1 protein-coding gene is annotated in these 332 nt (G+C 48.8%); it reads left to right on the top strand.

The window, feature by feature from the left end; all coding sequences use genetic code 11:
• Positions 1-34 precede the first annotated feature (34 nt).
• Positions 35-332: phage portal protein (locus HBA93_RS19840; RefSeq protein WP_353619417.1), on the top strand; the 298-nt coding region annotated here is incomplete at its 3' end.

Raw genomic sequence — 332 nt, 5'->3', positions numbered from 1 at the left:
CGGCAATAACTATCTGCCATTCTCGGCTAGTTTGATGCGTGAGGTTGCGCGTGCCATAGGTATTACATATGGCAGTTATTCAATGGATTACTCAGCCGCGACCTATTCTTCTGTACGCATGGAAATGGCCTCAATCTGGCCGGTTGTTATGCGCAGGCGAGAGCGTATTGCAGGCCCGTTTCTGCAAATGATTTATGAAAACTGGCTTGATGAAGAAATCGGCGAAGGCAGGCTTCCGTTCAAAGGTGGCTATAACGCATTTCTCGCACATCGTGAAAAAATTACATGGGCACTCTGGCAAGGACCGGCGGCACCAAATGCAGACGATTACA

Origin of the sequence: Ochrobactrum sp. SFR4, from assembly GCF_019730395.1 — a bacterium.
In the GTDB taxonomy this organism is placed as follows: domain Bacteria; phylum Pseudomonadota; class Alphaproteobacteria; order Rhizobiales; family Rhizobiaceae; genus Pseudochrobactrum.
This window is presented reverse-complemented; position numbering and strand designations above follow the sequence as displayed.